The following is a 25,635-nucleotide window of genomic DNA, read 5'->3' as shown; positions in this document are numbered from 1 at the left end:
GAAAGGCCGGCACAATGACCGAGGTAGCCAAGAAGACGGACACGGTCACGCTGACCATCGACGGGGTCGAGGTGACCGCGCCCAAGGGCGAGCTGCTCATCCGGGTCGCCGAGCAGCTGGGCACCGAGATCCCGCGGTTCTGCGACCACCCGCTGCTGGCCCCGGCCGGTGCCTGCCGGCAGTGCCTGGTGGAGGTCGAAGGACAGCGCAAGCCGGTGGCCTCCTGCACCCAGACGGTCGCCGAGGGCATGGTGGTCCGTACCCAGCTCACGTCGGAGGTGGCCAAGAAGGCCCAGGCCGGCGTCATGGAGCTGCTGCTGATTAACCACCCGCTCGACTGCCCGATGTGTGACAAGGGCGGCGAGTGCCCGCTGCAGAACCAGGCGATGTCCACCGGCCGCACCGAGTCCCGCTTCCACGAGCACAAGCGGGAGTACGAGAAGCCGCTGAACATCTCCAGCCAGGTGCTGCTGGACCGGGAGCGGTGCGTGCTCTGCCAGCGGTGTACCCGGTTCTCCGAGGAGATCGCCGGCGACAAGTTCATCGACCTGATGGGCCGCTCCTCGGCGGAGGAGATCAACATCTACCGGGACGACGCGTACGGCGCCGAAGGCGACGCCGGGGACGTCCCGTTCAACTCGTACTTCTCCGGCAACACGGTGCAGATCTGCCCGGTCGGCGCGCTGACCGGGGCGCAGTACCGGTTCCGGGCCCGCCCGTTCGACCTGGTCTCCACACCGAGCGTCTGCGAGCACTGCTCCGCCGGCTGCGACATGCGCACCGACCACCGCCGCAACAAGGTCCTGCGTCGGCTGGCCGGCGACGACTCGGCGGTGAACGAGGAGTGGAACTGCGACAAGGGCCGGTGGGGCTTCCGCTACGCCACCGCCAACGAGCGCCTGGTCAACCCGCTGGTCCGCGACGCCCGTACCGGTGAGCTGCGGGAGGCCTCGTGGAGCGAGGCCCTGTCCGTGGCGGCGGAGGGGCTGCGCCAGGCCCGTGACGAGGCCGGGGTCGGGGTGCTGACCGGCGGCCGGTTGACCGTCGAGGACGCCTACGCGTACGCGAAGTTCGCCCGGGTGGCGCTCGGCACGAACGACATCGACTTCCGGGCCCGGCCGCTGTCGGCCGAGGAGACGGAGTTCCTGGCCAGCAACGTGGCCGGGGTAACCGATGTGACGTACGCCGACATCGAGCGGGCCCCGGCCGTGGTGCTCGCCGGGCTGGACCCGGAGGAGGAGTGCCCGATCCTCTTCCTGCGGCTGCGCAAGGCGTACCGCAACAAGGGCTTGAAGGTCTTCGCGTTGGCGCCGTTCGCCACGCGGGGCCTGGAGAAGCTCGGTGCGAAGCTCGCGCGGGTGGTGCCCGGCGAAGAGGCCGAGGTGCTGGCCACCCACCCGACGGTCGCCGAGGCGCTGGGTGCCGAAGGGGCGATCCTGCTCGTCGGCGAGCGGCTGGCCACCGTACCGGGTGGTCTTTCGGCCGCGGCCGAGCTGGCCGGGCGTACCGGGGCGAAGCTGGCCTGGGTGCCGCGGCGCGCTGGTGACCGGGGCGCGATCGACACCGGCTGCCTGCCGAACCTGCTGGTCGGCGGCCGGCCGGTCACCGACCCGCTGGCCCGCGCCGAGTTGGGCGAGGCCTGGGACGTGGCGGCCGGGGTCATTCCGAGCCAGGCCGGTCGGGACACCAACCAGATCCTCGCGGCGGCCGCCGACGGCCGGCTCGGCGGGCTGGTCGTTGCCGGGGTCGACCCGGGTGACCTGGCCGACCCGCGACTGGCCGAGCAGGCACTGGACACGGTGCCGTTCCTGGTGAGCCTGGAGCAGCGGACCAGCGCCGTCACCCGCCGGGCCGACGTGGTGCTGCCGGTAGCCCCGGTGGTGGAGAAGGCCGGCAGCTTCGTCGACTGGGAGGGCCGGCTGCGGACCTTCGAGGCGGTGCTGGACTCGTCGGCGATGACTGACGGCCGGGTGCTCGACGCGATCGCCGCCCAGTTGGGCGTCACGCTCGGCACCGGCGACGTCAACAGCATCCGCCGCGAGCTGGGCTCGCTGCCGATGAGCAAGTCGGACCGGCCCGCCGCGCCGTGCGTGCCCTCGGGCAAGCCGGCGACCGCCGCTGCCGGACAGGCCGTGCTCGCGACCTGGCACCAGCTGATCGACGAGGGCACCCTGATCGAGGGCGACGAGCACCTGGGCGGCACGGCCCGACCCGCGGTGGTGCGGATCAGTAAGGACATGGCTCGTGACCTGGGGGTCACGGATGGCGTGGCGGTCACGGTCGGCACCGACCGGGGCGCGGTGACGCTGCCGGCACTGATCACGGAGATGCCGGACGGGGTGGTCTGGCTGCCGACCAACTCGCCTGGCTCGACCGTACGGCGCAGCCTCGGCGCGACGTCCGGCACGGTCGTCCGGCTGTCCGTCGGGGCAGGGTCGCTGCCCGCGCAGCAGACGAAAGAGGGAGCGGTCAAGTGATCCCGACCTATCTCGCGGAGGGCCCCACCCTCGCCGACTTCGGCAAGGACGTGTGGTGGATCGTCCTGATCAAGGTGCTCGGCGTCTTCGTGATGCTGCTGCTGCTGACCCTCTTCACGATCAACTACGAGCGCAAGGTCGTAGCGCGGATGGCGCAGCGGCCCGGCCCTAACCAGGTCGGTCCGAACGGCTGGTTCCAGTCATTGACCGACGGTCTCAAGCTGCCCTTCAAGGAAGAGATCATCCCGTTCACCGCGGACAAGGTGGTCTACTTCCTGGCTCCGGTGATCTCCGCCATCTGCGCCTTCACGGCCTTCGCGGTGATCCCGTTCGGGCCGGTGGTGTCGATGTTCGGCGAGCACACGCCGCTGCAGCTCACCGACACCCCGGTCTCCGTGCTGGTGGTGCTGGCCTGTGCCTCGATCGGCATCTACGGCGTGGTGCTCGCCGGTTGGGCGTCCGGCTCGACCTACCCGCTCCTCGGTGCTCTTCGCTCGGGCGCGCAGATGATCTCGTACGAGGTCGCGATGGGGCTCTCCTTCGTCGCGGTCTTCATGACGGCCGGCTCGATGTCGACCTCCGAGATCGTCCGGGCCCAGGAGCACGGCAACCCGATCAACCTCTTCGGGTTCGAGGTCACCGCCCCGAGCTGGTACGCGATCCTGCTCATCCCGAGCTTCATCATCTATGTGATCTCCGCCGTGGGTGAGACCAACCGGGCCCCGTTCGACCTGCCCGAGGCAGAGTCCGAACTGGTCGGTGGCTTCCACACCGAGTACTCGTCGTTCAAGTTCGCGATGTTCTTCCTCGCCGAGTACATCAACATGATCACCGTGTCGGCGGTCTGCACCACGCTGTTCCTGGGCGGCTGGCGGGCACCGTGGCCGATCAGCATCTGGGAGGGTGCCAACTCCGGTTGGTGGCCGATGCTCTGGTTCTTCGGCAAGGTGCTGCTGCTGCTCTTCGGCTTCATCTGGCTGCGGGCCACGCTTCCCCGGCTGCGCTACGACCAGTTCATGCGCTTCGGTTGGAAGGTGCTGATCCCGGTCAACCTGGTGTGGATCCTGGCCCTGGCCGGCATCCGGACCCTGCAGAACCAGAACGTCGCCGACACCACCCGCTACCTGATCATCGGTGGGGCTGTCGTCGGAGTCCTACTGGTTGCGCTCCTGTGGCCGGAGCGGAAGAAGCCCGAGTTGCCCAGCCTGGAGGAACAGGTGGCGAACCGACCAGTCGGCAGCTTCCCGTTGCCACCGCTCGACCTGCAGGTGCCGCCGAGCCCACGGGCCCGGCGTGCGGTTGCCGAACGGCAGCCGGCCATGGCCAGCAGCGGTCGCGACGGCACCGATGGTGGGGCCGCGACGACCACCACGAACGACGACTCCGGCGCGGCCGGCAAGGAGGTGTGAGATGGCGTTCGGATTCTTCAAAGGGTTCGGGGTGACCTTCTCCCACATGTTCCGAAAGGTCATCACCACCGACTATCCGTTCAAGCCGCCGGTCTCCGCGCCCCGTTACCACGGTCGGCACATTCTCAACCGGCACCCGGACGGCCTGGAGAAGTGCATCGGCTGTGAGCTGTGCGCCTGGGCCTGCCCGGCGGACGCGATCTACGTCGAGGGTGGCGACAACACCGAGGAGCAGCGGTTCTCGCCGGGCGAGCGGTACGCGAAGACGTACCAGATCAACTACGCCCGGTGCATCTTCTGCGGCCTGTGCATCGAGGCGTGCCCGACCCGCTCGTTGACCATGAGTAACGAGTACGAGTTGGCCCGCGACTCCCGGCAGGACCTGATCTTCACCAAGGAGCAGCTGCTGGCGCCGCTGCTGGAGGGCATGGAGCAGCCGCCGCACCCGATGCGGCTGGGTGACTCCGAGAAGGACTACTACGTGGGTGCCCTCACCAATCCGGGCACCTCGGCCGGGGCCGAGCGGGCACCGTGGGCCGAGGCCAGCCAGGTTGACGGGTCTGAGCCGACTGGAGTGACCTCATGACGAGCGGGCAGGCGGTGCTCGCCGCGGCGGGCGGCGTATCCACCGGTGAGGAGATCGCGTTCTGGGTCCTCGCTCCGCTCGCCCTGCTCGGGGCGATCGGCATGGTGGCCGCCCGCAACGCCGTGCACTCGGCGCTCTGGCTGGTGCTTACCATGCTGTGCCTCGGCGCGTTCTACGTGATGCAGTCCGGGCCGTTCATCGGCATGGTGCAGATCATCGTCTACACCGGCGCCATCATGATGCTCTTCCTGTTCGTCCTGATGCTGGTCGGCCGAGACACCACCGACTCGCTCATCGAGCCGCTGCGCGGACAGCGGGTCGCGGGCATCGCACTCGGCATCGGCTTCGCCGCGCTGATGGGCACCGGCGTGTACCGGGCCGTCGGCGGCATCGAGGCGGTCGGGCTGGAGCAGGCCAACGCCTCCGGCAACGTGCAGGGCATCGCTGGGCTGCTCTTCACCAGGTACGTCTTCGCCTTCGAGATCACCTCGGCGCTGCTCATCACGGCAGCGGTGGGCGCGATGGTGCTGGCGTACATCGAGCGCCGCAAGGGTGACCGGCGCTCCCAGGTGGAGCAGATGAAGGCGCGTTTCGCTCCCGGCTCGTACCCGGGGCCGAAGCCCGGACCTGGCATCTTCGCCACCTCGTCCTCGGTGGTCACGCCCTCCCGGCTGCCGGACGGCAGCCTGACCGAGGCCCCGTTCCCCGAGATCCTGCCCACCCGCGAGTTGACCTCGGCGGAGGTTGCTCCGAAGGGAACCGAGAAGTGACTCCCGACTACTACCTGATCCTCGCCGCGGTGCTGTTCACCATCGGTGCGGCGGGCGTGCTGATCAGGCGTAACGCCATCATCCTGTTCATGTGCGTCGAGCTGATGCTCAACGCGGCCAACCTGGCGCTGATCACCTTCAGCCGGATCAACGGTGACCTCAACGGCCAGGTCATGGCGTTCTTCGTCATGGTGGTCGCGGCGGCCGAGGTGGTGGTCGGTCTGGCCATCATCATGTCGATCTTCCGGACTCGGCGCTCTGCGAGCGTCGACGACGCCAACCTGCTCAAGTACTAGAGGGGCCCCGGAGTGGAACAGACCATGTGGAGCGCCCAGGCTCTGTCGGCCTCAGCCGTCGCGGCGTCGCCGGCCCAGCCGGCCACCTCCGCCGTCGAGTACGCCCAGGCGTCCGGACTGCTGAACAGCGTGTGGTTGCTGGTGGCAATCCCGCTGGCCAGCGCGGCGATCCTGCTGCTGCTCGGCCGTCGGGCCGATCGGTGGGGCCACTGGCTGGGGGTGGCCAGCGTTGGTGCCTCCTTCGTGCTCGGCCTCACCTACTTCTTCCAGCTGCGGGGCCTGGACAACCGGTCCGTGGAGCTCAGCCTCTGGGAGTTCATCGCCGTCGGCGACTTCAAGGTGGACTTCGGCCTGCTCTTCGACCCGCTGGCCGCGGTCTTCGTACTGCTGATCACCGGTGTGGGTTCCCTGATCCACCTGTACGCCGTGGGTTACATGTCCCACGACCCGGGGCGGCGCCGGTTCTTCGCCTACTTCAACCTGTTCGTTGCCGCGATGCTCCTGCTGGTGCTCGGCAACAACTACGTGATGCTGTACTTCGGCTGGGAAGGCGTCGGTGTGGCGTCGTACCTGCTGATCTCCTTCTGGTACGACCGGCCCTCGGCGGCGACCGCCGGCAAGAAGGCGTTCCTGATGAACCGCGTCGGTGACGCGGGTCTGGCGATCGCCATCTTCATGATGTTCGCGACGCTCGGCAGCACCCAGTACGACGACGTGTTCAACGGCGTTGGCGGGCTCGCCGCCGGCACCGTACTGGTGATGGGCCTGCTGCTCCTGCTCGGCGCGACCGGTAAGTCCGGCCAGTTCCCGCTCCAGGCCTGGTTGCCCGACGCGATGGAGGGCCCGACCCCGGTCTCCGCCCTGATCCACGCGGCGACGATGGTGACCGCCGGCGTCTACCTGATAGCCCGGTCCAACCCGGTCTTCTCGGCCAACACCACACTGCAGACCGTGGTGGTCAGCGTCGGTGCGTTGACTCTGCTGATCGGCTGCATCATCGGCGCGGCCAAGGACGACATCAAGCGGGTGCTGGCCTGGTCGACGGTGAGCCAGATCGGCTACATGTTCCTCGGTGTCGGACTCGGCGGCGGGGCGTACGCCCTGGCCATCGTCCACCTGCTGGCGCACGGCTTCTTCAAGGCCAACATGTTCCTCGGCGCGGGTTCGGTCATGCACGGCATGAAGGACCAGGTGGACATCCGCCGGTTCGGTGGCCTGGCCAAGCACATGAAGATCACCTGGATCACCTTTGCCACCGGCTGGCTGGCCATCATCGGCATTCCGCCGCTCTCCGGCTACTTCTCCAAGGAGCCGATCATCGCCGCCGCCTTCGCGCGGGGCGACTGGACCTCCTGGTTGTTCGGCGGGGCCGCGCTGCTCGGTGCCGGTCTGACCGCCTTCTACATGACCCGGCTCTTTGTGCTGACGTTCCACGGCCCGAAGCGGTGGACCGAGGACATCGACCACCCGCACGAGTCGCCGCCGATCATGACCATTCCGCTGATCCTGCTCGCGATCGGCTCGATCGGGGCGGGTGCGCTGATGGCCAGCTCGGTACCCGAGTGGCTGACCCCGGTGCTGCCCGGTGCTGAGGAGACGCACGGCGTGCTCTCCCACACGGTGATCACCATCCTGTCCATCGCGATCACCCTGCTCGGCGTCGGCCTGGCCTGGCTACTCTTCCGCAAGGGCACCGCCCTTCAGGAGCAGCCGGCCGGGGTGCTGGTCACCGCGGCGCGCCGCAACCTCTACACCGACGCGGTCAACGTGGCGGTCTTCGAAAAGCCCGGAATCTTCCTCACCCGGGCGCTGGTCTACCTCGACAACCGGGGCGTCGACGGGCTGGTCAACGGCCTGGCCGCGGGGGTCGGCGGTGGATCGAGCCGGCTCCGCCGGCTACAGACCGGCTTCGTCCGGTCCTACGCGACGTCGATCCTCGCCGGCGCCCTGCTGGTGGTGGCGGCGTTCCTGGCCGTGCAGATGGGGTGGCTGGCGTGACCACGTTCATCCGTCCCGCTCGCACGGCCGGCTCGTGCACTGACGACGGAGGTAAGGCCGAATAATGTCCGACTTCCCCTTCCTCTCGGTGCTGACCGTCGCACCGCTGGTCGGTGCGTTGGTGGTGGTGTGCCTGCCACGCCGCCAGACGCAACTGGCCAAGTTGGTGGCGCTGGGCTGGTCCCTCGCCGTACTGGTGCTATCCATCTTCATGTGGGTGGCGTTCGAGGTCGGCGGCGAGCGGCTCCAGTTCCGCGAGTCGTACGCCTGGATCCCGCAGTGGGGTGTCAACTTCACCTTCGCCGCCGACGGCATCGCGCTGGTGATGCTGATGCTGATCGCGCTGCTGGTGCCGCTGGTGATCCTGGCCTCCTGGCACGACGCGGACAAGGCCAAGCGGTCCGTCCCGGTCTACTTCGCCCTGCTGCTGATCCTCGAGTCCACGATGATCGGCGTCTTCGCCGCCGCCGACATCTTCCTGTTCTACGTGTTCTTCGAGGTCATGCTGGTCCCGATGTACTTCCTGATCGGAAGCTTCGGCGGCCAGCGGCGCCAGTACGCCGCAGTCAAGTTCTTCCTCTACTCGCTGGTCGGCGGCCTGTTCATGCTGGCCGCGGTGATCGGTCTGTGGGTGCTCGGCGGCAAGACCTTCGACTGGCAGACGCTGACCCAGATCGACCTGTCGACCGGGGCCGAGCGCTGGCTCTTCCTCGGCTTCTTCATCGCCTTCGCGATCAAGGCGCCGTTCTTCCCCTTCCACACCTGGCTGCCGGACGCTGGTGGGGCCGCCCCGGCGGGTGCCGCCGCGCTGCTGGTCGGTGTGATGGACAAGGTCGGCACCTTCGGCATCCTGCGGTACTGCCTGCCGCTCTTCCCGGAGGCGTCCAAGTGGTTCGCGCCGTGGGCGCTGGCGCTCGGAGTGATCGGCATCATCTACGCCGCGCTGCTGGCGATCGGTCAGAACGACCTCAAGCGGCTGGTGTCGTACACCTCGATCGCGCACTTCGGCTTCATCGGGGTCGGCATCTTCGCCTTCACCACCCAGGCCGGTACCGGCGCGGTGCTCTACATGCTCAACCACGGCCTGGCCACGGGTCTGCTCTTCCTGGTGGTCGGCATGCTGGTGGCCCGACGGGGTTCCGCCCTGGTCAGTGACTTCGGTGGCGCCGGCAAGCTGGTTCCGGTCCTCGCCGGGGTGCTGTTCTTCGCGGGTCTGGCCTCGCTCGCCCTGCCCGGTACCGCACCGTTCATCTCCGAGTTCCTGGTGCTGATCGGCACCTTCACGGTGAACAAGCCGGTCGCGGTGATCGCCACTCTCGGCATCATCCTGGCCGCCGCGTACGTGCTGTGGATGGTGCAGCGCACCACCCAGGGCACGCTCAACCCCGCACTTTCCGGGGTGGAGGCCATGCACCGTGACCTCAACCTGCGGGAAAAGCTCGTGGTCGCGCCACTGATCGCGCTGATCCTGCTACTCGGCTTCTATCCGAAGCCGGTCACCGACGTCATCAACCCGGCCATCCAGGCCACGATGCAGGACGTCGGTAAGTCTGACCCCGCCCCGACGGTCGGTAGCGTCCAGGAGGCCGCCCGATGACCGAGCTCAAGCTGCCGTCGTTTGACTATGCGGCCCTCGCTCCGATTTTGATCATGCTTGGTGCTGCGCTGGTCGGCGTACTCGTCGAGGCGTTCGCGCCTCGTCGCCGCCGGCAGCTGGTGCAGTTCCTGCTCGGCCTGGCCACGCTGGTGGCCGCACTGGTGATGGTGGTGGTGAACTCCGGCAAGGGGTTGACCACCGCCGGTGCGGCGCTCGCCATCGACGGCCCGACGCTGTTCCTACAGGGCGCGATCCTGGTGCTCGCCATCATGGCGCTGCTGCTCGTCGGCGAGCGCTCGGTGGAGCGGGGCGGCCCGTTCGTGGCCCAGGCCGCGATCACCGTCGACTCGGCGGAGGACCGTCGGCAGGCCAGCAACGACAACGGCGCGACCGAGGTCTTCCCGCTGATGTCGTTCGCCATCGCGGGCATGCTGGTCTTCGTCGCCGCCAACGACCTGCTGACGATGTTCATCGCGCTGGAGGTCTTCTCGCTGCCGCTCTACCTGCTCTGCGCGCTGGCCCGTCGCCGGCGGCTGCTCAGCCAGGAAGCGGCGCTGAAGTACTTCATGCTGGGCGCGTACGCCTCGGCGTTCTTCCTCTTCGGCATCGCCCTGGTCTACGGCTTCACCGGCGGGGTAGCGGCCGGTGGCGGCGGCAACGTCGACTTCGACACCATCCACCGGGCGGTGACCGAGTCGACGGCCAACCCGATCCTGCTCTTCGCTGGCCTTGCCATGGTCGCCATCGGTCTGCTCTTCAAGGCGGCGGCCGCACCGTTCCACGTCTGGACCCCCGACGTCTACCAGGGTGCGCCCACTGCGATCACCGGCTTCATGGCGGCCTGCACCAAGGTGGCGGCCTTCGGCGGGCTGCTCCGGGTGCTCTACGTCGCGTTCGACGGATCGACCTGGGAGTTCCGGCCGGTGCTGGGGGCCATCGCGGTGCTGACCATGCTGGTCGGCGCGATCCTGGCGGTCACCCAGACCGACATCAAGCGGCTGCTGGCCTACTCCTCCGTGGCCAACGCCGGCTACCTGCTCGTCGGCGTGCTGGCGGTCTCCAAGGAGGGGCTCTCCAGCACCATGTTCTACCTCGTCGCGTACGGGTTCTCGGTGATCGCGGCGTTCGCCGTGGTGACCCTGGTCCGCGACGCCGACGGGGAGGCCACGCACCTGTCCCGCTGGGCGGGGCTGGGACGTCGCTCGCCGCTCTACGCCGGGCTGTTCACCTTCATCCTGCTGGCCTTCGCCGGTATCCCGCTCACCAGCGGCTTCATGAGCAAGTTCGCGGTGTTCGGGGCGGCTCTGGAGGGTGGTCAGACCTGGCTGGTGATCGCCGGTGTGGTGAGCAGCATGATCCTCGCCTTCCCGTACCTGCGGGTCGTGGTGATGATGTGGCTCTCCGAGCCGGGCGAATCCACGCCGAGCGTCTCCCGTGCCGGGGCGATGACCAAGCTGGCGCTCGCCATTGGCGTGGTGGCGACCCTCGTGCTCGGTGTGGCCCCGGCTCCGCTGCTCGATCTGGCCAACAGCGCCGCCGACTTCGTCCGATGACGGTGGGTCGGCGGCGGGTCGGACCGTGCTGTTCGGTGCTCTCCCTCACGCTGCCCCCCACCAGGAATGCTTGGGCGGGTGTGGCATGGTTGGACACGTGGTGAGACCGGCTGACGGCCTGACGAGTATCGGGCTCGACTTCGTCGACGCGCAGGTGGAGGCGTCGGTGCTTGGCGTGCTCGCGACGGTCGAGACGGAGTTGCGGGCCAGTGTGGCGAGCGCGGATCCGTTGGTTACCGAGGCGGCCCGGCACCTGGTCGAGGCCGGCGGCAAGCGGTTCCGGCCGCTGCTGGTGGCCCTCGGGGCCCAGTTCGGCGATCCGACGGCGGCGCAGGTGGTGCCGGCCGCCGTCGTGATGGAGCTCACGCACCTTGCCACGCTCTACCACGACGACGTCATGGACGAGGCGCCGGTGCGGCGGGGGGCACCGAGCGCCAACTCGCGGTGGACCAACTCGGTGGCGATCCTGGTGGGGGACTACCTGTTCGCCCGTGCGGCGGATCTCGCGGCCGATCTCGGCATCGAGGCGGTCCGGCTACAGGCACGCACCTTCGCCCGACTCGTACACGGCCAGATCGCCGAGACTGTCGGCCCCCGGGCCGGTGTCGACCCGGTTGCCCACTATTTGCAGGTCATCGGCGACAAGACCGGTTCGCTGATCGCGACCTCCGCCCGGTTCGGCGGCATGTTCGGCAACGCGTCGCCCGAGCACATCGCGGCACTCACCGGTTACGGCGAGACGGTCGGGGTGGCGTTCCAACTCTCCGACGACCTGCTCGACATCGCGTCCGAGTCGGTGCAATCGGGTAAGACGCCCGGCACCGACCTGCGCGAAGGGGTGCCCACCCTGCCGGTGCTCTACGCGCTGGCCTCGGACGACTCCGACGCGGCGTCGGTCCGGCTGCGGGACATCCTCGCCGCCGGGCCGGTGACCGACGACGACCTGCACGCCGAGGCACTCGGCCTGCTGCGCGAGTCGCCGGCCCTCAAGCGGGCGCGGGAGACCGTACGCAGCTATGCCGAGGACGCCCGGCAACAGCTTTCGCCGCTGCCGGACTGCGCGCCGCGCCGGGCGCTGGAGTCGCTCTGCGACTTCATCGCCGACCGGACGAGTTGAGCCGCAGCACAGCCCGGTCGTGTTCGTGGCAGTCGACCAGATGCCGTCCCGGCGTCCGGCCAGGCTGGCCCGATCGTCGCACACTTCCGGCAGTACGAGCCCAGGCCAGTCAAACATCCGATGAGGGCATACGAGGGTGAGGTCGATCGGGTCGCGTCTGGGCGCGGTGTTTAGACGTAGGGCCGGTGAACTGCTGTACGCCCTGACGGATGCCCCAGTCTCCCTCGTTGGGCTAGTACTCGTCGTCCTCATGCTCTGCGTCGGTGTGCCGTTGGTGGTGATCTTCGTCGGGATCCCGATGCTGGCGACAGGGCTGGTCGGCGCTCGTGGATGGGGTCGGTTCGAGCGGTGGCGGGCTCGGGTGCTGCTGGCCGAACGAGTATCCGAGCCGCCATCGTCGTCGCTGCCTTCCGAGTTGCGGTTGGTCGGGTTGCTGCGTGTGGCGCTGAGTGACACGGTCGGTTGGCGGGCCGCGCTGTACCTGCTGGTAAAGCCACCATTGGCGGCGGTGACGACGTCCCTGGGGATCTGCGTGTACGTCGGTGCGGGTGTTGCATTGAGTTACCCACTGTGGTTCACCCGTGCGCCGATGGTGTTTGGTTCCTATCGGGTGGACACCACGCCGCTTGTGCTGGTCGTTGTGCTGATCGGCCTGGTCATGCTGACGGTCGGTCCGGTGCTGTTGGCCGGTCCGCTCATGTTGAGCCGGTTGCTGGTTCGGGGCCTGCTGGGGCGATCACGGCTGGACGGGCGGGTTCGGGCATTGGAGCAGGCCCGGGGACAGGCGGTGGACGCCTCCGCGGCGACGCTCCGGCGCATCGAGCGGGACCTGCATGACGGTACTCAGGCTCGACTGGTCACCCTTGCGATGGATCTCGGCCACGCACGGGAACTGCTGGCCGACGTCGACGACGGTGGAGCTGGCGTGGCCCTGGCGCGGGCCACCGTCGAGGCCGCGCATCGCAACGCCCAGCAGGCGTTGGTGGAGCTGCGCGGTGTCGTCAGCAACATCCACCCACCGGTGTTGGACACGGGGTTGGGGCCGGCGTTGCAGAGTATTACCCAGGCGTTGGCCGTCCCGGTCTCCCTGCAGGTTGACCTGGCTGGCCGGCCGCCGCCCGCGGTGGAGACGATCGCCTACTTCTGTGCCGCCGAACTGCTTGGCAACGTGGTGAAGCACAGCGGTGCGGAAACAGCCAATGTGGACCTGTCAGGCGACCGGCGGTTGCTGAGGCTGCGGGTGGCCGACGATGGGGTAGGCGGCGCGGTGCTACGCGGCGGCGAGGTTGGTGTGGGCGGTACGGGGCTGGCGGGTTTGGCCATGCGGGTCGCCACAGTAGACGGGACGCTGCGTATCGACAGCCCGGCAGGCGGACCGACGGTCGTTACAATCACGCTGCCCATGACCGTTTGAACTGGGGAGATGTCGAGTGCGGGTGGTGATCGCCGAGGATTCGGTCATCCTGCGTGACGGTCTGGTCCGGCTCCTCACCGCCAAGGGCCACGAGGTGGTGGGTGAGGCTGCGGACGCGCCAGGTCTGCTGACCGCCGTGGCGCAGCACACGCCGGACGTGGCGGTGGTCGACGTACGGATGCCGCCGACGCACACCGACGAAGGACTTCGCGCCGCGATCGAGCTCCGGCGTCTGTATCCGACCGTCGGAATCCTTGTCTTCTCCCAGTACGTCGAGGTGCACTACGCCCGTCGCCTCTTCGCCGACGGCAGCCGGGGTATCGGTTACCTCCTGAAGGACCGGGTCAGTGAGGTGGGCGACTTCGTGGCGGCGCTGGAGCGGGTCGCCGCTGGCGGGACCGCGCTTGATCCGGATGTCGTATCCCGCCTCATCGTGGCGCGTGGTCGGGGGCAGGGCATCGAGCGGCTCTCGCCACGGGAATCGGAGGTGCTGAAGTTGATGGCGCAGGGCCAGTCCAACGCCGCCATCGCCCGGATTCTGGTGGTCTCCACCGGTGCCGTGGAAAAGTTCGTCACCAGTATCTTCGCCAAGCTGGACCTGCCGCTGGCGGATGCTACGAACCGACGGGTGCTGGCCGTACTGCGGTACTTGCAGCAGTAGGTGGGGAAACCCCTACCAGCCGAAATGGCCAGGTCACCCCAGTGCAGGGGCGCACGGCCGCGGCTTGGATTGCCACATGACAGACGACTACGCCCTGCGGCTCGATGCCGTATCAAGGCGGTATGTGTCCCAAGCCGGTGACGTCACGGTGCTGAATGACGTCACTACCGGCTTCGTTCGTGGACAGCTGACCGCGGTGATGGGCCCCTCCGGCTCGGGCAAGACGACTTTGTTGCAGTGCGCGGCCGGGCTGGACCGACCGACCGCGGGCCGGGTGTGGCTGGGCGACATCGACCTGACCTCGCTCGGCGATCACGCGCTCGACCGGGTCCGGCGGGACCGAATCGGCTTCATCTTCCAGGCGTACAACCTGCTGTCGATACTGAACGTGTACGACAACGTCACGTTGCCGCTTCGGATGGCCGGCCGTAAGCCCGCACGCGGTGAGGTCAGCTCGGTGCTCGACGTGGTCGGTCTCGCTGGCCTCGACCGGCGCCGCCCGGCTGAGCTGTCCGGCGGACAGCAGCAGCGGGTAGCCATCGCCCGCAGTCTGGTCACCCGGCCCGAGGTGCTGTTCGCCGACGAACCCACCGGCGCGCTCGACACAGCGACCGGTCGGCAGGTTCTGGACCTGCTGCGCGCGACGGTCGACCGGTACGGGCAGACGGTCGTGATGGTGACCCATGATCCGGGTGCCGCCGCACGGGCCGACACGGTGCTGTTCCTGGTCGACGGCCACATCCACAGCCGGCTGCACCGTCCTACGCTCGGGCAGGTGACCGCACAGATCGGTGTGTGGGAGCGATGATCAGTCTGCGGTCTCTGCGGTACCAATCGGCCCGATACGTCGGCGCCTTCATCACGTTGTGCCTGGCCACGGCTATCGTCGGAAGCACGGTGATCGCGCTCGACGCGACAGGCGACGTGCCGACCGGCGGCGGGCCGGTCATCGTGGTCAACGGTCAGCGCGTCGTCCGCGACGCCGTCGACCTGGGTGGCGTGCAGACCATCCTTGCACTCAGCGGGACGACCTCGGTGTTCATCGGTGTGTTGATGGTCTCCGCTACCTTCTCGTTCGGCGTCGCACTGCGCCGGCGCGACCTGGCGCTGCTGCGGCTCGTCGCCGCGACTGGTCGGCAGATCCGCCGCCTCGTCATCGTCGAGGCGATCGCGGTCGCGTTGCCGGCCGGGCTGGTCGGCTGTTTGCTGGCCGTCCTGACCGCGCCGGCCGTGCTGCGTACGCTCAGCCAGACGGAGCTGTCCCCGGTGCAGCTGACGCCGACACCGAACCCGGGGCTGCTGTTGACCGCGTTCGGCAGCGGGGTACTGATCGCGGTTCTCGGTGCTGCTGCCTCGGCACGCAGGGCGGCACGGATTCGGCCGGTCGAGGCGCTACGTGAGGCTGACCTCGACGCCGGGGCGATGACCGCCGGCCGCTGGCTGATCGCCGTACCGCTACTGGTGGGTTCGGTCGTGATGTTGGCCGTCACGGCAGGAGCGGGCGGGGAGGCTGCCACTCCGCTGGCCCTCTTCGGCGGCCTGGGCCTTACCGCGGCGGCAGCCGCGCTCGGGCCGGTGTACCTGCCCGTGCTGGCCCGGATGTTGGCGACGCTGGCGACCGGCACCGTATCGGGACGACTCGCCGCAGCCTCGGTCGGCGCCAACCGTCGCCGCACTGCGGCTCTGGTCACTCCGGTCATGGCGATCGTCGCCGTCGCCGGGGTCCTCAGCTCGGTGCTGGCCAGCACCGCCTCGGCGGTGCAAGCCGACCAGCAGACCCACACCCAGGCTGAGCTAGTGCTTGCCGCGCCCAACGCTGACCATCTGGATCAGGTCCGCGCGGATCCGGACGTCCTGGCTGTCTCCGCAGTCGGGTCGCTGCCGGCGGTGGTCGTCCGCGGCGACGAAATCGAGCGGAACGACGTCGCTGTCGTGGACCTGCCGTCGTTGGCTGCCACCACCACCCTAAGCGCGGTGTCGGGCACCCTCGGTCCGCTCGCTTCAGACCAGGTCGCGGTGTCCCGCGAGTACGCCGGCTGGTACGGCCTGCACGTCGGAGATCGGCTCGTCCTCGCATTGTTCGACGGCCGCACACTTCCGCTGGCCGTGGCGGCGGTGCTCGATGCGGGCGCGGCGACGCCGAGCATCCTGGTGGCGCCATCCCTCGTCGGGCACAGCACGATCGGCGTACCCGACCATGCCCTTGTTCGCGTGCGGCCGGGCACTGATCCGCTTCGGGTGGCCGAGCGACTCGGTCGCGCCAGCCTCAACGTACAGCCCACCACCCGATACTTTGCCGTCACGGGCAGGGAACAGGACCGGCTCAACACGACGAGCATGTTCCTGATCGCCGGCCCTGCCGCTGGGTACGTACTCATCGCGATCACGAGCGTGGTCGTCATGGCGCTTCGTGCGCGCCGGCAGGAGTTCGACACGCTACGCCTGCTCGGCTTCCGTGGGCGCGGGATCGATCGGCTGGTGCTGCAGGAGGCGGCCGTCGCGGCGCTGCTGGGCACCTTGCTCGGCGCGGTCATCACCGCGGTGAGCCTGGTTCCGTACCGGATGGCCCTGCGCGACGGCTATGCGGTGACTTCCGTCGACCTGTCGTGGCCCGTGTTGGTCGGAGTCGCCACCATGTGCGCACTGGCGGCATGCATTGCCAGCCTGCTGGCCGTACGCCGGCGATCGGCTTGAGCCTGGAAGCCGGTACACGGATCGAGGCTTGGCGACCGATCTCGATCCAAGTCGGCTATCGACCGACAGCCGGGTCGCGTCGGCCGGCGCGGAGCATCCGGCTGCCGGTGAGCATGAGGCCGGCGGCGAGCAGCATGGCGACCGAGGCGGTCAGCCACATCGCCGGATAGCCGGCGTACGCGGCGACCGCGCCGAGGCCGAGCGGGCCGACGCAGCCGCCCGCGTACACCCCGGTCTGGGTGATGGCGGTGGCGGCGGCCGGTGCCTGCGGGTGGAGCTGGACCACGGCGAAGTTCATCAGGCCGGGCCAGGCCCAGCCCAGGCCGAAGCCGAGGACTACGCCGAGGATCAGCGGGGTCGAGCCGGGCTGGGCAAGCAGGACCAGACCGCCCGCTCCCACCACGAGCATGCCGGCGATGACGGCGACGTGCCCGCCGGTACGCCGGTCGGCCAACCAGCCGGAGAGCACCCGGGCGGTGATGCAGACCGCGCTACCGAAGGTGAGGGTCGCTCCCGCCAGCCCTGGGGAGAGTCCGCGCCCGACCGCCGAGTCGACCACGAAGGTGCCCAGGGCGTTGGCGGCAGCTGCGGCCAGGGTCGCGGCCAGGCCGAGGACCACCAGCGCCGTGGTGGCGCGTTCGCCGCCCGTAGCGTCGGTCCGACGTGCCGCCCGGTCACCCGCCGGTACGGCCAGCAGCGTGGCCAGCGTCGCCCCGGCCGCCGCGACGAAGGCCCACCGCCAGCCGGCGGTCAGGGCGATTGCCGGTACGGCGGCACCGGCCAGCAGGGTGGAGACGGGGATGGCGGCCTGTTTGACGCCGAAGGAGAGGCCCTGCCGGCCGGGCGGGACGTGTCGGGCCAGGGCGGCGTTGCTGGCGAGTTGACCGAGTGAGTTGGCACCCGCACTGAGCCCCAGCAGGACGACCAGGGTCGCGAAGGAGTGGGCAAGTACGGCGATGGCCAGCATGCTCACGGCGGCGAGCAGTAGTCCGGCGCGGGCGACGACCCGTGGGCCGTATCGCTCGACGAGCGCCCCGGAGGGCACTGAGGCGAGTGCGCTCACGCCGAAGTAGACGGAGACCGCCAGGCCGAGCCCGGCGGGGGAGAAATGCAGCTCATCGCCCATCTGAACAGCGAGTCCACCGACCAGGAAGACCGGCAGGACGCAGCCGATGGTGGTGACCGTGGCGCCGGCTGCGGCGCGTACGGGATGGGTACGCGTCGCGGCGGTGGCCTGGATCTCGGTCATATGTGAAAGATCTTATGCGATCTGGACGTATGAACCGAACGTGTCTGTCGCTGCACGCGTAGTCGCCGTAGATCTGGCATCCTCAATCCGAACGGTCATTTCCTCATAGGCCGATTTTTCATATGGTGTAAGTCCCCGGCGGCGGAGGTGGTTGTGCGCGACCCCTTGGCGGAACCTTCGGACCTGATCCGTAGCGTGTCGCGTGCGCTACGTGTCCTCGAAGCGGTTGGGCGGGCCCCGAAGGGCCTGACCGTGAAACAGATAGCGCGACGGTGCGAGCTGACCGTGGCCACCACCTACCACCTGGTGCGCACGCTTGCGTACGAGGGCTACGTGATTCGTCGCGAGGACGGCACGTACATCGTGGGGCTGGAGGTGGCCGACCGGTATCGGGAGTTGGTGACCGCCTTCCGCGGCCCGCCATCGGTCGGCGAAGCGCTGCGCCGGGCAGCGTCCGAATCCGGCTTCAGCCACTACCTGGGCCGCTTCGTCGGCGGGCAGGTGGCGATCACGGCCGTGGCGGAAGGCCCCCGGTCGCCCTATCTGGAAGATCTGGTACCCGGCTTCGACGAGGGAGCCCACGCCACGGCGCTGGGCAAGGCGCTGCTCGCCACCCTTACCCCTGAGCAGCGGTTCCGTTACCTCCGCGAGTTCGGCATGCGTTCGTTCACCTCGGCCACCCTGGTCAGCGCCGAGGCATTCGAAGCCGACCTGGCGGCCGGCGACCGGCGCGGGATGCACCTCGAACTGGGACAGTTCCGGCACGGGGTGGCCTGTGCCGGGGTGCTGGTCTGTCCGGACAAGGACATGGAACGGCGGGTCGTGCTCGCCTGCGCCCTACCGGCCGCCGAGATGATGACCACCGCCCGGCTGGTCCGGGCCAAGCTGCTGAGCACTGCCCGGGCCATCGCCGACGGGCTCGCTGCGGAGGGCTAGCAACCAGGCTTTGGAGTTAGGAAGGGCCCCTTCTTATCGCTTTTTGTATAGGAAGGGGCCCTTCCTAACATCAACGCGGTGGGCTTGAACCATCGGGCGGGTTGGTGCGTGGATGGAGGCGAAGGGAGGCGGCCATCTCCGATCACGACGCGCAGCTGCTACGCGCATTGCACGACGAACACGCGGAGGCGCTTTACGCGCACGCGCTGCGCCTTGTGCATGGTGATCGGCAGCGGGCGGAGGACTTGGTGCAGGAGACGTTGCTGCGGGCCTGGCGACATCCCGGGGCAATGGACCCGAGCCGTGGTTCGGTCCGAGCATGGTTGTTCACCACCGCCCGTAACCTGGCCATCGACGCCTGGCGGCGGAGCGCCGTACGGGTCGGTGAAGTTGTCACCGATCAGCTGCCCGAACCGCCCCAGTCCGTCGATGAAGCCGAGCGTGCGGTGGAGGCGTGGATGGTCGCGGAGGCGCTGTCCCGACTTTCGCCCGCCCACCGGGAGGTGCTGGTGGAGTGCTTCTACCAGGGGCGCTCGGTCGGTGAGGCGGCCAGCCGGCTCGGCATACCACCGGGAACGGTCAAGTCCCGAATGCACTACGCGTTACGGTCCCTGCGACTGGTCCTGGCGGAGATGGGGGTGACCCAGTGAACTGCGAGCACGCCTACGACGACGCCGCCTACGTGCTGGGTGCCCTCGCACCCGCCGAACGGGCCGCCTACGAGCGACACCTGAGTGCCTGCCCGTCGTGTCGAACGGCCGTTTCCGAGGTCGCCGTGCTGCCGGGGCTGCTCGGCCGGCTCGACCCGGCCGGGTTGGAACAGGTAGCTACCCCGGTCGACGAATCCCGGGTGCCGGCGCTGCTGGCTTCTGTCGAGAAGGATCGCCGTCGTCGACGCCGTACCTCCTGGTGGTGGTCGGCCGGTGCGGCCCTCGTCGCCGCCTGCCTGGCCCTGATCGTCGGGCTCGGCCTGGGTGGAGTGCCGGTACGCGAGGAGCCGGGCCTCGACTTCGAGGTCCGGATGACCACGATGCAGCCGGTGCAGGGGACGGTGCCGGTGAGCGCCGAGATCGGGCTCAACGGCACCAACTGGGGTACCGAGGTCACCATGGAATGCCGCTACGCGAAGACCCATGACTACACGAAGGCGTACACGTTCCGGCTGGTCGCCAAGGGCGTAGACGGGTCGACCGAGCAGGTGGGGTCGTGGGTGGCCGCCCCCGGCGAGGAGGTCCGCTTCACCGGCGTAACCAGGTTCTCCCGCGACGAACTGGTCCGGCTGGAACTACTCCGGTACGACGGCACCCCGCTGCTCGCCTACGACGTGACGTGACGCTCTCCGCCGCTGCCGACGTACGGGCAGCGGCGGTCACCGGGCGACGGGCACAGTGGTTACGAGCGCCGGGCATGGTGGTTACCGGGCGCCGGGCACGGTGGTTACCGGGCGCTGGTGGCGGCCGCAGGTTCCGGGGTCGCGGCGAGGAGTGCCGCGCGGGACTGCCGGCGGGTGTGCCGTATGGCGTCCGCAGTGAAGATGATCAGCGCCAGCCAGACCAGGACGAAGCCGGCGAGCCGGGCGGGCGGCATCGGCTCGTGAAAGATCAGTACGCCGGTGCCGAACTGGAGGATCGGTGCAATGTACTGGAGGATGCCCAGGCCGGTCAGCGGAATCCGGTTGGCCGCACCCGCGAAGAGCATCAGCGGGATGGCGGTGGCCGCGCCCGCCAGGACCAACAGCGCGGTGTGCCCCGGCGAGACGTGCCCGAAGGCGGCCTGGCCGTGCCAGAGCAGCCAACCGAGGTAGCCGGCCGCCGGCAGGGCCAGCACCGCCGACTCGACGAAGAGCCCTTCGGCGGCGGGCAGAGCGAGCCGCTTCTTGATCAGCCCGTACCCGCCGAAGGTGACGGCCAGGGTCAGGGCGAGGTACGGCAACCGTCCGTAGTCGATGGCGATCACCGCCACTGCCGCCGCGCCGAGACCGAGCGCCGCCCACTGTACGACGCGGAGCCGTTCGTGTAGCACGGTCACCCCGAGCAGGATCACCACCAGCGGGTTGATGAAGTAGCCGAGGGCGGTCTCGACCACGCGGTCGGAGTTGACACCGTAGATGTAGACGCCCCAGTTGATCGCGATCAGGGCGGCGGCGCAGATCATGCTGAGCAGGGTGCGCGGCTGGCGGAACAACCTCCGCAGGAAGCTCCAGTTGCGCAGCACGGTCAGCACGAGCGTGACGAACAACACCGACCACACCACCCGATGGGCCAGGATCTCCATCGGACCGGCCGGTTGGAGCAGCTTGAAATAGATCGGGAAGACGCCCCAGAGGACGTACGCTCCGATCCCGTAGAGGTACCCCCAGCGCTGCTCGCTCATTGGCTCACTGTAAGTGGTCGATGGCCGGTTGAGTCCTTTCCAGTGATTCGGCTCACTGGGTGTTCTCGCGGGTCAGCCCCGTAGATCCAGCTCCATTAGCTGGTCTGGCCGGGCTAAAGGGGTGAAGCCGAGCCGGGCGTACACCTCGTGGGCGTCGACCGTGGCGAGCATGATTCGTCGTACGCCCCGGGCGGTCAGCTCGTCCCGGGCCGTGGCGGCCAGCCAGCTACCCAGCCCGCGTCCCCGTTCGGTCAGGTCCACGTAGACGTCGCACAACCAGGCGATGGTCGTCTCGTCGGTCACCGCCCGACCGAACGCCACCTGGGCCTGATCGGTCGGGCGGTAGACCCCGAACACCATGGAGCTGGTGATCGCCCGGAGGGTGCTCTCCCGGGATCGTCCGAGGGCCCAGTAGGCATCGGTCGACAACCAGTGGTGCACCCGTTCGACGTCGAGGCGCTTGGGATCGGTGGACAGTTCGTATCCGTCGTTCCGCGTGATCGTCACCACGGCCAGACGGTAGCAGCGGTTGGTGTCCGGAGTGTCTAGTCGCGATCCATGACCAGGCCGAGCAGCCAGGTCACCACGCCCACGAAGAGCGCGCCGAGCACCGCGTCCGGCCAGAACTCGTCCACGTGGAACGGCAGCCCGACCTGGCCGGAGATCCAGCTGGTGAGCAGGAACAGCAGCCCGTTGACGACGAGCGCGATGAGCCCCAGCGTAAGCAGGTAGAGACCGCAGCCGACGAGTTTGATGATCGGCTGGAGGACGGCGTTGACCACGCCGAAGATCACCGCGACCAGGACGAGGGTGAGGATGGCCTCGCCGATCGACTCGGTGCCCAGCGTAATCCCAGGGATGATCAGCGTGGCCAGCCAGAAGGCCAGGGCGGTGCTGCCGATCCGGACGAGAAGACCTTTCAGGAACTCCATCTGGCGATGGTGCCACGGCGGGGCAACCCCTGGACAGCCCGACCTGATCCACCCGGGCAGGTCAGGCCGGCTTTCCACCAATCAGTCGCGGGCCGGGCGAGCGACTCACCCTGGGGCCGGGCGAGCGACTCACCCTCGGGTCGGGGGACCAACCAGTTGCGACTCGATCGGGGTGACCGAGAGTAGCGCCCAGCGCAGTGACCGGCGGTTCACCACCCCCACCATGTCGGCCCGGATCCGGGTCAACCACTCTGACGACTCGCCGAGGCCGAGCGCAGGGCCGGCCAACGTCGCCTCGGCCGGCCGGAGCGGTTGGAGGATGGCCAGATCGGCGCGGGACACCAGGTCGACGTCGGCGGCGGTCAACTCGTCTCGGAGGACCAGGTTGGCCCGCCAGCCCGAGTCTGGCTGCGAACCGGACACGACCGATCCGGTATCGATTACGAGCAGCAACGGACGCAGTGGCGTGCCGGGTGGCCCGTCGACTGGCCGACCGGGCGGGATGACGACGATCTCACCCGGTGCGCTCGATCCCCGGACGAACGGCTCCCAGGAGCGGGGCCGCGCCGTCTGCACCACGATGCGGGCACCCAACGCCATCGCCCGCAGGACGACGAGTTGGGCGGCCCGGATGCCCCCAATCAACACCACGTCGGTGGTCTTCGCCCGGAACAACTGGGCGATCACCGCACCGCCACGCCGATTCGCGCCGAGCATCAGCCCTGCCATACCGAGCGGCAGCTCCAGACCGTCCAATGCGGCCGGCGACAGCGTCAACGCCTTGACCGGTACGCCCGGACGGATGCCAGCCGTGCCGAGCGGCAGGGTCGCGGCGAACCCGGCGAGGTGCTCGCCATCGAGCCGTTGCGCGCCGAACCGTTCGCTGCTCAACAGACGACGAAGTGCCTGCACGGCAGTGGTGAGGTCGGCGAGGTTCGCGGCGGCCAGTCGTACCGTCAGATCCACCGGTACGGTGTCGGCGCCGCCGCTCGGCCATGGGCCGGCGGTGAGCGACACCGTGGTCGCCATGGCCGGTAGGGCCAACATTCGTGGTAGCAGGCGGCGAGCGCTCTCCAGCTGCGGATCGGTCCAGCGGCGCAGCCGGTAGGTGGTCTGCCACAGCCCACCGAGCTGGATCGACTGCCAGGACTCCTGTACCGGCGTGGCGGCGTCGTAGTGGGCCAGCTCGGCGATGACGCGTAACGCCGCGCTCTCGCCCAGCAGGCGGGTCGGCACCGGGCCAAGCCGTCGGCGTACCTTGCGGACCGCGCTGGAGAGGGCGCGTTGCAGTTCCTCGTCGCTCCAATTGGCGACGCGTAGCACCCGGACGGCGAGCAGCGCCCGTTCGTGGCGTAGCAACCGCCCGTCGGTCAGCTGTCGGTACGAGGTGGCCGGGATCCCGCCGACGTTCCCCGGTACGGGTGCCGGCGCGCCCGCGAGCAGCAGCTGTATGCGCATCGGCGGAGTCTCGCCGCCCGGCGCCGGAAGCAGGCTCGCCGGTGTGGGCAGCGCCTGCGGATCGTCGGCGAGCAGCTCGGCGGCGTCACCGAGTTCCAGTACGACGGTCAGCCCATAGCCGTCACTGAGCACTGCTGCCGAATCGCCGGCCAGTTCGGCGGTGGTCATGGTCGTACCGGGGGCGAACAGGTCGAGCAGTGCGTCGGGTGCGGTGTTCGACGTGAGCGAATGTCGCCCGGTCAGGAAACGTAGCCCGATTGCGGACCATTCGAACAGCCACCGGCCGCGGATTCGGATCCAGGCGGCGCAGACGAGTGCGACGGCGACGAATCCGGCCGCGAGTAGGAGGAGTGGGCCGCGTCCCCAGACGACCAGGAGCAGGGCGACCGCGAGTTGGGCGGCAACGATCTGTCCAGCTCGGACCCCCAGCGGTGCGCGGCGCCCCGGCAACGAACCGAGCGGAGCCGGGGCGATCCGGGGCGGCCGTACGCTGTCGTGGACCGGCTGGTCCGTTGTGCTCACCGCCACCGCTGTCGGCCTCCCCGTCTGGTCACCGGGCCGGTGGGGAATACCCGCCCCACAAATACCCCGCCCCCCAGGAATTGTTTCGCGGCCTATCGTATGGGCCGGACCGAATGGGGAGGGGCCCGGATGCCGTCGCGGCAGGACCAACTGCATTCATACCAGTTCATGGTCCAGCGCGTGGTGGCCGCGCTGGTGATGCGAGAGACCGATCCCGCGCAGTCGCCGTTCCGGCGGGCGGCGGGGGCGACCCTGGCCAGTGTGCTGATTGCGGCGATCGCGTTCGGCGGCATCGCTGTGTACGGCGCGTTTGTCGGGGGCGGTAGCAAGAGTTGGCGGGACTCGCAGGCGGTGATCGTGGAGGAGGAGTCGGGTGCCCGGTTCGTCTTCATCGAGGGCAAGCTGCACCCGGTTCTCAACTACGCCTCCGCCCTGCTGATCATCAAAGCGTCGGCACCGAAGACCGTGCTGGTGTCCCGTAAGTCGATCGAAGGTGTGCCGCGAGGAATGCCGCTGGGCATTCCCGGCGCTCCGGACTCGTTGCCGGGACCACGGCGGCTCACCACCACCCCGTGGACGATCTGCTCGCTGCCGTCAGCCGGCGGTACGTCCGTACCGGCTCGGTCGGCGTTGCTGGTCGGCACTGACGCGGCCGGCGGTACGGCATTGGCGGAGGACGCCCTGCTCGGCCGGCATCCGGACGGCAGCCTGCATCTGATCTGGAACAACCGTCGGCACCTGATCCGGGACCGGGACCTGGTGCTGCCCGCCCTTACCTGGGCCAGCGATCAGGCGGTGGCGGTGGCACCGGCCCTGCTCAACGCGTTGCCGGTGGGGGTGGACCTGGCCCGCATTGCGATCCCCGGAAAGGGCGATCGGTCGGAGAAGGTGCCGGACGCCGAGATCGGCGAGGTCTTCGTGGTGGAGAGCCAGGGCGGCGGGCGGCAGTATGTGGTGGCCAAACGTGATGGTCTGGCCGCCATTACCGAGGTGCAGGCCGACCTCTTGCTGGCGGCGTCCAAACAGGACAGGCCCACGCCGCTTGCCCCGGGCCGGTACGCCGGGATCCCGAAGCTGCCGACCATGGTCTCCACCGATTCGGCAGCCCCGCCGGCCACCCAACCCCGGCTGGTACCGGTGACCGACGCTGCGGTGTGTGGTCGGATTCCCGACGATCGAGGGATTGCGGAGATCCGGATCGGGGCGACTGTGCCGCAACTGCCCGAAGGTGGGGGGACGGGGGCTCGGGCCCCGGGCGGTGGCGCGTTGGCCGACCACGTCGTGGTGCCGCCGGGGCGGGGAGCGCTGGTGGAGGCGGCCGCTGCGCCAGGTGCCAGCGGCGGCGCGATCTCAGTGGTCACCGACCTGGGGCGGCGGCATGCGGTGAGCGGGGCCGAGGTGTTGGCGATGCTGGGGTACGGGCAGACACAGCCGATGCGCCTGCCGGCGAACCTGGTGACGCTGGTCCCCGATGGGAAGCCACTCGATCCGGAGGCGGCCCGGTCACCGGCCACCCAGGAGTGAAGCTGTTGCCCGCCCGCGCATTAGTGTCCGGACGGGACTACCCAGAGTGGTGTCGGCCGGTTACCGTCA

The 25,635-nt window shown here is 69.1% G+C and carries 22 protein-coding genes; 17 read left to right on the top strand and 5 right to left on the bottom strand.

The genetic code is table 11. The features are described from left to right. The first annotated feature begins 14 nt into the window (after positions 1 to 14). The 13 genes from ACWDV4_RS07770 (at position 15) to ACWDV4_RS07710 (ending at position 16,572) form a co-directional block, all read left to right on the top strand. Positions 15 to 2,477: an NADH-quinone oxidoreductase subunit G gene (locus ACWDV4_RS07770; RefSeq protein ID WP_449975697.1), complete on the top strand. Its 2,463-nt coding sequence runs from the start codon at positions 15 to 17 to the stop codon at positions 2,475 to 2,477. Beyond that, on the top strand, positions 2,474 to 3,886 hold the full coding sequence (nuoH, locus tag ACWDV4_RS07765; RefSeq protein ID WP_449975696.1) for an NADH-quinone oxidoreductase subunit NuoH: 1,413 nt from the start codon (positions 2,474 to 2,476) through the stop codon (positions 3,884 to 3,886). Before ACWDV4_RS07770 ends, nuoH begins: the two co-directional genes overlap by 4 nt. Position 3,887: 1 nt before the next feature. Beyond that, complete coding sequence (gene nuoI, locus ACWDV4_RS07760) at positions 3,888 to 4,472, top strand: NADH-quinone oxidoreductase subunit NuoI (protein ID WP_449975695.1); 585 nt, start codon at positions 3,888 to 3,890, stop codon at positions 4,470 to 4,472. Further along, positions 4,469 to 5,242 carry an NADH-quinone oxidoreductase subunit J gene (locus ACWDV4_RS07755; protein WP_449975694.1) on the top strand — a complete coding sequence of 258 codons (774 nt, stop codon included), beginning with the start codon at positions 4,469 to 4,471 and terminating at the stop codon, positions 5,240 to 5,242. Before nuoI ends, ACWDV4_RS07755 begins: the two co-directional genes overlap by 4 nt. Further along, positions 5,239 to 5,538, top strand: coding sequence for an NADH-quinone oxidoreductase subunit NuoK (gene nuoK / locus ACWDV4_RS07750; RefSeq protein ID WP_449975692.1), 300 nt, complete (start codon positions 5,239 to 5,241; stop codon positions 5,536 to 5,538). Before ACWDV4_RS07755 ends, nuoK begins: the two co-directional genes overlap by 4 nt. 24 nt (positions 5,539 to 5,562) lie before the next feature. Continuing rightward, entirely contained in the window at positions 5,563 to 7,536 is a 1,974-nt protein-coding gene (nuoL, locus tag ACWDV4_RS07745; protein WP_449975917.1) for an NADH-quinone oxidoreductase subunit L, read from the top strand. 64 nt (positions 7,537 to 7,600) lie between these two features. Further along, the gene (locus ACWDV4_RS07740; RefSeq protein WP_449975691.1) at positions 7,601 to 9,133 is read left to right on the top strand and encodes an NADH-quinone oxidoreductase subunit M; all 1,533 of its coding nucleotides are present in this window, start codon (positions 7,601 to 7,603) and stop codon (positions 9,131 to 9,133) included. Next, positions 9,130 to 10,686, top strand: a complete 1,557-nt coding sequence (gene nuoN / locus ACWDV4_RS07735) for an NADH-quinone oxidoreductase subunit NuoN (protein WP_449975690.1) — start codon at positions 9,130 to 9,132, stop codon at positions 10,684 to 10,686. Before ACWDV4_RS07740 ends, nuoN begins: the two co-directional genes overlap by 4 nt. 85 nt (positions 10,687 to 10,771) lie before the next feature. Then, positions 10,772 to 11,803 carry a polyprenyl synthetase family protein gene (locus ACWDV4_RS07730; protein ID WP_449975689.1) on the top strand — a complete coding sequence of 344 codons (1,032 nt, stop codon included), beginning with the start codon at positions 10,772 to 10,774 and terminating at the stop codon, positions 11,801 to 11,803. 166 nt (positions 11,804 to 11,969) lie between these two features. Continuing rightward, entirely contained in the window at positions 11,970 to 13,217 is a 1,248-nt protein-coding gene (locus tag ACWDV4_RS07725) for a sensor histidine kinase (RefSeq protein ID WP_449975688.1), read from the top strand. Positions 13,218 to 13,233: 16 nt separating this feature from the next. Further along, positions 13,234 to 13,878, top strand: coding sequence for a response regulator transcription factor (locus tag ACWDV4_RS07720; RefSeq protein ID WP_449975687.1), 645 nt, complete (start codon positions 13,234 to 13,236; stop codon positions 13,876 to 13,878). A 76-nt stretch (positions 13,879 to 13,954) separates the two neighbouring features. After that, positions 13,955 to 14,686, top strand: a complete 732-nt coding sequence (locus ACWDV4_RS07715) for an ABC transporter ATP-binding protein (RefSeq protein WP_449975685.1) — start codon at positions 13,955 to 13,957, stop codon at positions 14,684 to 14,686. Positions 14,687 to 14,775: 89 nt separating this feature from the next. Further along, positions 14,776 to 16,572, top strand: coding sequence for an FtsX-like permease family protein (locus tag ACWDV4_RS07710; RefSeq protein ID WP_449975683.1), 1,797 nt, complete (start codon positions 14,776 to 14,778; stop codon positions 16,570 to 16,572). A gap of 55 nt (positions 16,573 to 16,627) precedes the next feature. Here the strand turns inward: ACWDV4_RS07710 and ACWDV4_RS07705 are convergent, their stop codons facing one another. Beyond that, complete coding sequence (locus ACWDV4_RS07705; protein ID WP_449975681.1) at positions 16,628 to 17,821, bottom strand: MFS transporter; 1,194 nt, start codon at positions 17,819 to 17,821, stop codon at positions 16,628 to 16,630. Between the two features lie 153 nt (positions 17,822 to 17,974). Here ACWDV4_RS07705 and ACWDV4_RS07700 point away from each other — a divergent pair, with 153 nt between their 5' ends. The 3 genes from ACWDV4_RS07700 (at position 17,975) to ACWDV4_RS07690 (ending at position 20,090) form a co-directional block, all read left to right on the top strand. Beyond that, complete coding sequence (locus ACWDV4_RS07700; RefSeq protein ID WP_449975679.1) at positions 17,975 to 18,757, top strand: IclR family transcriptional regulator; 783 nt, start codon at positions 17,975 to 17,977, stop codon at positions 18,755 to 18,757. A 155-nt stretch (positions 18,758 to 18,912) separates the two neighbouring features. Then, positions 18,913 to 19,407 carry a sigma-70 family RNA polymerase sigma factor gene (locus tag ACWDV4_RS07695; RefSeq protein ID WP_449975916.1) on the top strand — a complete coding sequence of 165 codons (495 nt, stop codon included), beginning with the start codon at positions 18,913 to 18,915 and terminating at the stop codon, positions 19,405 to 19,407. Next, entirely contained in the window at positions 19,404 to 20,090 is a 687-nt protein-coding gene (locus ACWDV4_RS07690) for an anti-sigma factor family protein (RefSeq protein WP_449975678.1), read from the top strand. The genes ACWDV4_RS07695 and ACWDV4_RS07690 overlap by 4 nt, the downstream gene beginning before the upstream one ends. A 104-nt stretch (positions 20,091 to 20,194) precedes the next feature. Here ACWDV4_RS07690 and rarD read toward each other — a convergent pair whose 3' ends face one another. From rarD to eccE, 4 genes are all read right to left on the bottom strand, one after another. Next, on the bottom strand, positions 20,195 to 21,130 hold the full coding sequence (gene rarD, locus ACWDV4_RS07685) for an EamA family transporter RarD (RefSeq protein ID WP_449975677.1): 936 nt from the start codon (positions 21,128 to 21,130) through the stop codon (positions 20,195 to 20,197). A gap of 72 nt (positions 21,131 to 21,202) precedes the next feature. Beyond that, positions 21,203 to 21,640, bottom strand: a complete 438-nt coding sequence (locus ACWDV4_RS07680) for a GNAT family N-acetyltransferase (protein WP_449975676.1) — start codon at positions 21,638 to 21,640, stop codon at positions 21,203 to 21,205. A gap of 35 nt (positions 21,641 to 21,675) precedes the next feature. Further along, positions 21,676 to 22,062: a phage holin family protein gene (locus tag ACWDV4_RS07675; RefSeq protein ID WP_449975675.1), complete on the bottom strand. Its 387-nt coding sequence runs from the start codon at positions 22,060 to 22,062 to the stop codon at positions 21,676 to 21,678. 129 nt (positions 22,063 to 22,191) lie between these two features. Further along, the gene (gene eccE / locus ACWDV4_RS07670) at positions 22,192 to 24,042 is read right to left on the bottom strand and encodes a type VII secretion protein EccE (protein ID WP_449975674.1); all 1,851 of its coding nucleotides are present in this window, start codon (positions 24,040 to 24,042) and stop codon (positions 22,192 to 22,194) included. A gap of 129 nt (positions 24,043 to 24,171) precedes the next feature. Between eccE and eccB the strand changes: the two genes are divergently transcribed. Further along, the gene (gene eccB, locus ACWDV4_RS07665; RefSeq protein ID WP_449975673.1) at positions 24,172 to 25,566 is read left to right on the top strand and encodes a type VII secretion protein EccB; all 1,395 of its coding nucleotides are present in this window, start codon (positions 24,172 to 24,174) and stop codon (positions 25,564 to 25,566) included. Positions 25,567 to 25,635: the final 69 nt, after the last annotated feature.

The sequence above is a fragment of the Micromonospora sp. NPDC003197 genome (assembly GCF_053590565.1).
Note: the sequence above shows the minus strand (reverse complement) of the source record. Positions and strands in the feature narration are given on the sequence as shown.